Source organism: Acidovorax sp. (assembly GCF_016783915.1).
Lineage (GTDB): Bacteria > Pseudomonadota > Gammaproteobacteria > Burkholderiales > Burkholderiaceae_C > Acidovorax.
Genome location: NZ_JADHVT010000185.1, coordinates 1 through 7,923, shown reverse-complemented (window position 1 = coordinate 7,923; position 7,923 = coordinate 1). Strand labels below are relative to the sequence as shown.

9 protein-coding genes are annotated in these 7,923 nt (G+C 64.6%); 4 read left to right on the top strand and 5 right to left on the bottom strand.

The window, feature by feature from the left end; genetic code table 11:
• From ISS20_RS21925 to ISS20_RS21915, 3 genes are all read right to left on the bottom strand, one after another.
• On the bottom strand, positions 1 to 534 hold a 534-nt coding region (locus ISS20_RS21925), incomplete at its 3' end, for an ABC transporter permease (RefSeq protein WP_291439536.1).
• Positions 535 to 538: 4 nt separating this feature from the next.
• Complete coding sequence (locus tag ISS20_RS21920) at positions 539 to 1,411, bottom strand: ABC transporter permease (protein ID WP_291439534.1); 873 nt, start codon at positions 1,409 to 1,411, stop codon at positions 539 to 541.
• Positions 1,408 to 2,517 (bottom strand): ABC transporter ATP-binding protein, encoded by a 1,110-nt coding sequence (locus tag ISS20_RS21915; RefSeq protein ID WP_291439532.1) that lies wholly within the window; start codon positions 2,515 to 2,517, stop codon positions 1,408 to 1,410. Before ISS20_RS21915 ends, ISS20_RS21920 begins: the two co-directional genes overlap by 4 nt.
• Before the next feature lie 285 nt (positions 2,518 to 2,802).
• Between ISS20_RS21915 and ISS20_RS21910 the strand changes: the two genes are divergently transcribed.
• The 3 genes from ISS20_RS21910 to ISS20_RS21900 all read left to right on the top strand — a co-directional run bounded on the left by ISS20_RS21910 (position 2,803) and on the right by ISS20_RS21900 (position 5,296).
• Entirely contained in the window at positions 2,803 to 3,657 is an 855-nt protein-coding gene (locus tag ISS20_RS21910) for an IclR family transcriptional regulator (protein ID WP_291439531.1), read from the top strand.
• Between the two features lie 275 nt (positions 3,658 to 3,932).
• Positions 3,933 to 4,595 (top strand): CPBP family intramembrane glutamic endopeptidase, encoded by a 663-nt coding sequence (locus ISS20_RS21905; RefSeq protein ID WP_156379467.1) that lies wholly within the window; start codon positions 3,933 to 3,935, stop codon positions 4,593 to 4,595.
• Positions 4,596 to 4,627: 32 nt separating this feature from the next.
• The gene (locus ISS20_RS21900) at positions 4,628 to 5,296 is read left to right on the top strand and encodes a hypothetical protein (protein ID WP_291439528.1); all 669 of its coding nucleotides are present in this window, start codon (positions 4,628 to 4,630) and stop codon (positions 5,294 to 5,296) included.
• Between the two features lie 67 nt (positions 5,297 to 5,363).
• Here ISS20_RS21900 and ISS20_RS21895 read toward each other — a convergent pair whose 3' ends face one another.
• Both ISS20_RS21895 and ISS20_RS21890 read right to left on the bottom strand, forming a co-directional pair.
• Positions 5,364 to 6,050, bottom strand: a complete 687-nt coding sequence (locus ISS20_RS21895; RefSeq protein WP_291439526.1) for a DUF4336 domain-containing protein — start codon at positions 6,048 to 6,050, stop codon at positions 5,364 to 5,366.
• 73 nt (positions 6,051 to 6,123) lie between these two features.
• Entirely contained in the window at positions 6,124 to 7,041 is a 918-nt protein-coding gene (locus ISS20_RS21890; protein WP_291439524.1) for a LysR family transcriptional regulator, read from the bottom strand.
• A gap of 256 nt (positions 7,042 to 7,297) precedes the next feature.
• On the opposite strand from ISS20_RS21890, the gene ISS20_RS21885 reads away from it, so the two are divergent.
• Positions 7,298 to 7,923, top strand: a 626-nt coding sequence (locus tag ISS20_RS21885) for an aldehyde dehydrogenase family protein (RefSeq protein ID WP_291439522.1), incomplete at its 3' end; no start/stop codon positions are given.

Genomic DNA, 7,923 nt, shown 5'->3' with positions numbered 1-7,923 from the left:
GATGCGCGTCAACACCGTGGCCTGGCTGGCGCCCAGCGACAGGGCTGCATGCTCGGCACTGCGGTCAAACCCCACCAGCGCAGCCACCACCAGCCGCAGCGTGTAGGGCGTGACGATGAGCGCATGCGCAAACACCAGCCAGCCAAAGCTGCCCGTGCCACCCAGCAGCGCAAACAGGCGCAGCAGGGCGACGCCCAGCACTAGGTGCGGAATGATCAGCGGCGACAGAAACAGACCGTTGAGAAAGCCGCGCCCCGCAAACTCATAGCGCGTGATTGCAATGCCCGCAGGCACGGCCAGCACCGTGGCCAGCGTGGCCGATGCCAGCGCCAGCCACAGGCTGTTCCAAAACGACTGCACAAAGTCCGAATGCTCGAATACCGCCTTGAACCAGCGCAGCGAGAACTCGGTGGTGGGCAGCGTCAGCGTGTTGTGCGGCGTGAACGCCACGATGCACACCACCAGCAAGGGGGCGAGCATGAAGGTGATGACCAGCGCGTTGAACGCGAGGGCGAGAGGGCCGTTCTTCTGCATCGCTTCAGCCCAGCGCTTTCTTGTAGCGGCCTTCAACCAGTCGGTTGTAGCTCAGCATCACCACCAGGTTGGCCACCAGCAGCGTCAGCGCAATGGCAGCGCCCAGCGGCCAGTTCAGCTCGTGCAGGTACTCGTCGTACACCACCGTGGCCACCATCTTCAGCCGCCGCCCGCCCAGCAGGCCGGGGATGGCAAACGAGCTGGCGGCCAGGCCAAACACGATCAAACTGCCCGACAAAATGCCTGGCAGCACCTGCGGCAACACAATGCGCCGCAACGTGGTGAACGGCGTGGCCTGCAGCGACAGGGCGGCGTTCTCCACACCCGGGTCCAGCTTCTGCAGCGATGTCCACACGGGGATCACCATGAAGGGCAGCATCACATGCACCAGCGCAATCACCACGGCAATCTCGGTGTAGAGCATCTTCACGGGGCCAATGCCAAGCCACTGCAGTGCGCCATTCACCAGCCCCTCGGGGCCCAGCAGCATGCTCCAGCCAAAGGCCCGCACCACCACCGACACCAGCAGTGGCGCCAGCACCACCAGCAGCAAGATGGAGCGCCACGGGTTGCCCATGCGGCTCAGGATGTAGGCTTCGGGCGCACCAATCGCCACGCAGATCAGCGTGACCAGCCCGCCAATCCAGAACGTGCGCCAGAAGATCGTGTGGTAGTACGAATCGGTGAACACATGGGCGTAATGCTCCAGCGTGAACTCACCCGCCTTCACCCCCGTGGCCGGGTCAAACGCGTTGAACGACAACACCGCCGTGAGCGCCAGCGGCACCAGCAGCAGCACCGTGAACAGCAGCAGCGCCGGGCCTGACAGCCACCAGGGTGCGGCCTTTTTGTGCAGCAAGGTGGTGGCCAGGCTCATGGCGCCACCTCGGCGGCGGTGTCTTCGGCCTCCAGCTCGGCCAGGGCAGTTTCATCGGCGGGCAGCAGGCGCATGCAGTGGTCGGGCCAGTCCACGCCCGTGCGCTCGCCCTCGGCCAGCGCAGCGCGGCCGTCGTTGGGCGCCAGCACCGTCAGGTCGCCCACGGGGGTGCCCACACGGTACAGCCACTGGCTGCCCAGGAAGAACCGCTCGCACACCTGGCCATCCATCCGGCCCTGCACGGCGGGCACCAGTTGCACTTTTTCAGGCCGCACGCTCAGCAGCACGGCGGCGCCGGGGCGGTAGCGGGCACCGTCCACCTCCATCGTGAGGGCGCCCACCTTCACCTGCGTCTGCGTGCCATTGGCATGCGTCACCTGACCGGGCAGCAGGTTGGCCTTGCCCACAAAGGTGGAGATGAAGCGCGTGCGCGGGTGCTCGTACACGCGGTGCGGGTGGTCGATCTGCGTGGCGCGGCCGGCCTCCATCACCACCACGCGGTCGCTGATGGACATGGCCTCGCTCTGGTCGTGCGTGACCATGATGGTGGTGGTGCCCACCTTGCGCTGAATCTGCCGCAGCTCAAACTGCATCTCCTCACGCAGCTTGGCGTCGAGGTTGGACAGGGGCTCGTCCAGCAGCAGCACGGGCGGCTCGATCACCAGCGCACGTGCCAGTGCCACCCGCTGGCGCTGGCCGCCCGACAACTCGCGCGGGTAGCGCGTGGCATGCTTTTCCAGGTGCACCAGCGCCAGCGCCTGGGCCACGCGCTCGGCGCGTTCGGCCTTGGGCACCTTGCGCATCTCCAGCCCAAAGCTCACGTTGGCCGCCACCGTCATGTGTGGGAACAGCGCATAGCTCTGGAACACGATGCCCAGCCCGCGCGTGTTGGCCTTGGCGTGGGTGATGTCCTTGCCATCGAGTTCGATGCGCCCGCTGGTCACGGCCTCAAACCCCGCCACCATCTGCAGCGTGGTCGTCTTGCCGCAGCCCGACGGGCCCAGCAGCGACACAAATTCACCCTTTTGCACCGTGAGGTTCATGGACTGCACCGCGCAGGTGCTGCCATAGAACTTGGTCACATCCGTGAGCTTGAGAAACGACATGGCGAAAGCCTTTCCGGTGGTGGCATCGCACGGTTTGCCTGGGGGCTGTGCGTGTCACCTGCTGTGGAGTTGCATGGATGGGCTGCGGGCCTTCGGTGTGCTTGCACCGGGGTGGTGCAAGTGCCGCACAAAGGCTGGAACAGCCGCTCGATTCAATTGAATCTATTGCAATAAACAAACCAGAATGCTTCGGATATTCCATTAATCAGAATTTTTATTGAATTTATTCCGTTCAATGAAATATGATGCCTTCAGTTTGATCAACGAATTCCACAGGAGCGAGGTATGGAAGCCGCATCCACCGCCACCGGCGGCGTACCCCGGGTGTTTGCCGTCATCCGGGCCCTGTCGGCCGTGCAGGCCGAGGGCGGGCGAGTCACCCAATTGGCGCGTGCCGTGGGCCTCACGCAAGGCACCACGCACCGTTTGCTGCAATCGCTGGTGGCAGAGGGCATGGTCGAGCAGGACGAGCGCAGCAAGCTCTACCGACTGAGCATGGACTTCTTCGCCCTGGCTGCCAAAGCGGGCAACCCCGGCGACCTGCGCAGCCTGTGCCGCCCCGCGCTGCTGCGCCTGTGCGCCAGCCTGGGCGACAGCATCTTTCTGTTGGTGCGCAGCGGGTTCGATGCCGTGTGCCTGGACCGCAGCGAAGGGCCGTTTCCGATCCGCTCCTTCACCGGCGACATCGGCGGCCGCGTGGCCCTGGGCGTGGGGCAGGGCGCGCTGGCCATCCTGGCGTTTTTGCCCGAGGCAGAGCGCGAAGAGGTCATCCGCTTCAACCTGTCGCGTGTTCGCGAATACGGCGTGTTTGACGAGGTCTATCTGCGCACCGAAATCGAGCGTGTGCGCCAACTGGGCTATGCGGGCCGCAATACTGGGTTGCTGGAAGGCATGGCTGGCGTGGCCGTACCCATCCTGGACCGCGAAGGGCGCGCGGTGGCGGCGCTGAGCGTGGGCACCATTTCTGCGCGGCTCAATGACGACCGGTTACCCACCGTGGTGGAACTGCTCAAGCGCGAAACTTTGGCAGTGGGGCCCAAGATCAATCCGTTTGATGTGACGCTGCGGCGGCCGGCACAAAGCCTGTCGAGCGTGCGCCCCGACCAGGCCATTCAGCCCGCGGGACAGGAGCAGAAGTAGGCGGCCTGAATCTCGGCCTGGGGGGCCTGGGGTGTGGTACTGAGAGTCACACCTCTTCTATGCGAGATTCGGTGAGGGGCAGGCCCCAGCGGCCCATGGCCGTCTTCTTGATCCACAGGTAACCTAGGGCCAGAGCCGCATCCTTTTGGAGGGATGCAGCGCATACCCATGGAACCACCTTGCCGCATACATCACCCGCACCAACCTCCTTATCAGCGAAGCCGGACTTGCCCTACTGTTTTGGCCATCCCGTATCTCTGTCCACCAACGGCTGCATGACGTTGTGGGTCGCCAGTGCCATCGCTTTCGTGTTGTTGTTGACGATGCCGGGCTGGGACCCGAGCCCGTGGACCGGGGCGTTGGCAGCAGTGCTGTTTGTGGGCGTGCAGTGGGCAGGATTGCGCGTCGCCGTGGGCCCAGACTGGGTTGCCCTTTTCAGACGCCCCCGCTGGCGCGACGTGGCGTTGGCATTGGCTGCCGTGCCACTGGTGTTGGGCTTGCCTGGGCTGGTGGCTGTGTATGGGCTTGGCATGTCGCACCTCAGTGCCAACGCCAGTGTGGATGCCGTTGCGGGCCTGACATCTGCACAACTGGTAGCGCGGTTTGCGCTGGTGGCTGTGCAATTGCTGGGTGAGGAGCTGGTCACTATTCTCCCGCTGCTGGCCACCGTCGCCTTGCTGCACCGCGTCGGCATGCCTGCCCGCTGGGCAATTGCTGTGGCGTGGGTGGCCACGGCGTTGCTGTTTGGTGCGCTGCACCTGCCCACCTACCAATGGCATGTCGGCCAGGCCTTGCTGGTCATCGGCACCGCGCGCCTGGTGCTGACGGCGGTATTTCTCTACACCCGCAATCTGTGGGCCAGCACCATCGCTCACATCGCTAACGACTGGGCGATCATGGCCTTTGCGCTTGCCTTTTCACGCAGCGTGGGCCCCTGACTGGATGCGCCCAAGGCCTCAAGGAGTTGTTTGTGGACTTTCTCAAAATCCTCAAGTCGTTTGAAGACTTTGTGTATGAAGCCCTGATCTGGCTGGTGTTGTTGCCCAAGACCTTGTGGCGCATCGTGCGGCGCCCGCGCCAGATGGTCACTTATGTGCAGGCGGAGCAAGACCGCGAAGGCGATGACCGCTACGGCGATGCGATCAGCCCGCCGCTTTTGCTCATCCTGTGCGTGCTGGTGGCTCATGTGCTCGATCTGGCTCTGCGTAAGCAGGGAGCGCCTCCGATGGGCACGCTCGCGGGCGCGTTGCTGAAGTCCGAGGAGAACCTGCTGCTGTATCGCACCATGGCTTTTGGCATCTGGTCGCTGGCCGGGGCTGTGTGGTATCTGCGCCATAGCCGCCAACCCATTCACCGTCTCAACCTGCGCAACCCGTTTTACGAGCAGTGCTACCTGGTCGCACCCTTTGCGCTGGCCGTGTCGATCAGCACGTCGCTGGCCCTGGTGGGCGGGGTGCTGTCTGCGGTCGGCGTGGGGCTGTTTCTGCTGGCTCTGCTGTGGTTTTGTATCGCCGAATGGCACTGGGTGCGCGAGCGCGCAGCCCTCGGCAAGGTACATGCGGCCGGGGTAGCCGGTGGGCTGGTGCTGGTGGGGCTGTTGGCCAATACCGGGTTGGGGTATGTGCTCCGACATCTTTGAGGAGTACGGGGTGGTGGCGTGGCATTGAGGCCCACGGCGTTCCGCAGATGATGGGGTATTTTTTCGGTCATAGCACTGCGAGCGCCTGTGTGACCTGTGCGTAGGCATGGTTGTCCAGCACTTGGTTATGGGCCGTCACTACCCGCTCAAAGGGCCAGCGCAGCACGCGCTCAGCGCTGCGGGCTGCGGCACCACGGTCACGCACCAGCGCGCGCACCGTGAGCGGAACGGCCAGTTGCCGTCTCACCCCGGTCAGCGTGGCATAGACACGCGTGGACCAAGACAGGTCACCCGCCATCCACTGCAGCAGGTCTGTCACGATGAGCGTGGCCGACGTTCGGTGGAACCATACCGACTCATTGCCTGCGGGAATGCCCTCAAAAGCCAAATGCTCCAGGTCTGGCAGCCATTCCGGCAGGTCGCCTGCGGGCAGTTCATGCAGTTTGGCCGCAAGGTCTGGGCGCTTCTGTACCAGGCCCTTGGGGCCAAACACCCTGGCGTTCGGGAAGGCTTGGGCACAAGGCGCCAGAAACAGGTGGTGCATCTTGTTCGGCGCCACGATGAAAGCTACCGTGCCAAGTGCCTGCAGCTGCCCCAGCAGTGCACTGCCGGCGGGCATCGGAATCGGTGAGTGGACGAGAAGCTGGTGCCCCGGCAGGCGCACCACCGTCATGCGTGTGGTGATGGGAAGGCCATTGGCCTTGAAGGCGTGGGTGGCGTGCCAGAGATGGGTGTCGAGGGATTCAAGTTGCATGACGCAGGATGGTGCCCTGGCCCTGGGGGCGGCGTCTTGAACGAATTCGACATGCTGGTGGTCGCTGCCGCCGTCATCCTTTCCCCAACCTCTGCACTGCGCACTCCCCCACCACCCAATCCCTGAACGCCTTCACCAGCGGCGTCTGCGCCCGCGCTTCCGGGTACACAAGGTAATACGCATCGGTGCTCGTCAGCACCTGGTCTGACAGCTCCACCAGGCTCCCGGCTGCCAGCTCCTGCTCGATCAAAAAGCGCGGCAGTAGCGCCGCGCCCAGGTGGGACACAGCGGCCTGCGCGATCATGGCGAAGTGCTCCGACTGCGGGCCGCGCAGGGCCAGGGCGGTGGGGGCGCCCACCAGCTCGAACCATTCGGCCCATTGGGTGGGGCGGGTGCTTTGCTGCAGCAGCACCACGCGCGTGAGGTCTTGCGGTGTGTGAATGTTGTGGCGGTCGCGGTAAGCGGGGCTGCACACGGGCACGGTTTCTTCGTGCATCAGGTATTCGCACACGGCGCCTGCCCAGTGCGGCGTGCCGAAGTGGATGGCAGCGTCAAACGGTGTGCCTGCAAAGTCAAACGGCTCGGTGCGGGCCGAGAAGTTGACCAGTGCCTCAGGGTGCCGCGCCATGAAGCCGCCCAGTCGCGGGATGAGCCAGCGCGTGCCCAGCGTGGGCAGCACGGCCAGGTTGAGCAGGCCGTCGGTGCTGGAGAACGCCATGGCTTTTTGCGTGCTGGCTGACAGCTGCTGCAGCACGTTTTGTACGTCGGCCGCGTAGACGCGGCCCGCGTCGGTCAGCACCACGCGCTGGCGTACGCGGTGAAAGAGTGCGGTGCCAATCTGCTCTTCCAACTGGCGGATCTGGCGCGACACGGCACTTTGGGTGAGGTGCAGCTCTTCGGCCGCGCGCGACACGCTCTGGTGGCGTGCCGCCGCCTCAAAGGCCAGCAGGTCGGCGGTGGAGGGCAGGAAGGCGCGGCGCAGCAGGGTCATGGTGGCAAATGGGATCAATCATGCGCAGAGGGAATGAGCGGCTCTGTCAGGTTGGGCATGGTTTTGGGCTGTGGCGCTAGTACATCAAGCTCGGGTAGCTCTGCAATTTTCAGGTACTTCATGCTGATTTGTGATTAAGTAGTTCCATTTTTTTGCTATCCAGCACGGTGCGATTGGCGGATATTGGCACATTGATCGCGCGTTTTCTCCCACGCTGCTTCCTTCTATTCGCCTCCACTCACCTTTGCGAGCCGCCATGTCTGCCACCCCTGCCGCCACCCCCCTTGTGTCCGAAGTCGATCAACTGCTGCAACGCCTGGGCGTGCCCCGCGCCGCCTACACCGGCGGCACGCTGGCGGCACGTTCGCCCATCACGGGCGAGGTGCTGGCCCAGGTGCCACAGCAAAGCCCGACCGATGCCACCGCTGCCATCGGCCGCGCGCATGCAGCCTTTTTGGCATGGCGCAATGTGCCCGCACCGCGCCGGGGCGAGCTGGTGCGCCTGCTGGGTGAAGAGCTGCGCGCCGCCAAGGCGGACCTCGGCCTGCTGGTGACCATCGAGGCGGGCAAGATCCCGTCCGAAGGCCTGGGCGAGGTGCAGGAGATGATCGACATCTGCGACTTTGCCGTGGGCCTGTCGCGCCAGCTGTACGGCCTGACGATTGCCACCGAGCGCCCCGGCCACCGCATGATGGAAACCTGGCACCCGCTGGGCGTGTGCGGCGTGATCTCGGCCTTCAACTTCCCTGTGGCCGTGTGGTCGTGGAACGCGGCGCTGGCGCTGGTGTGCGGTGATTCGGTGGTGTGGAAGCCTTCGGAAAAGACCCCGCTCACGGCCCTGGCCACGCACGCGATTGCGCAGCGCGCCATCGCACGCTTTGG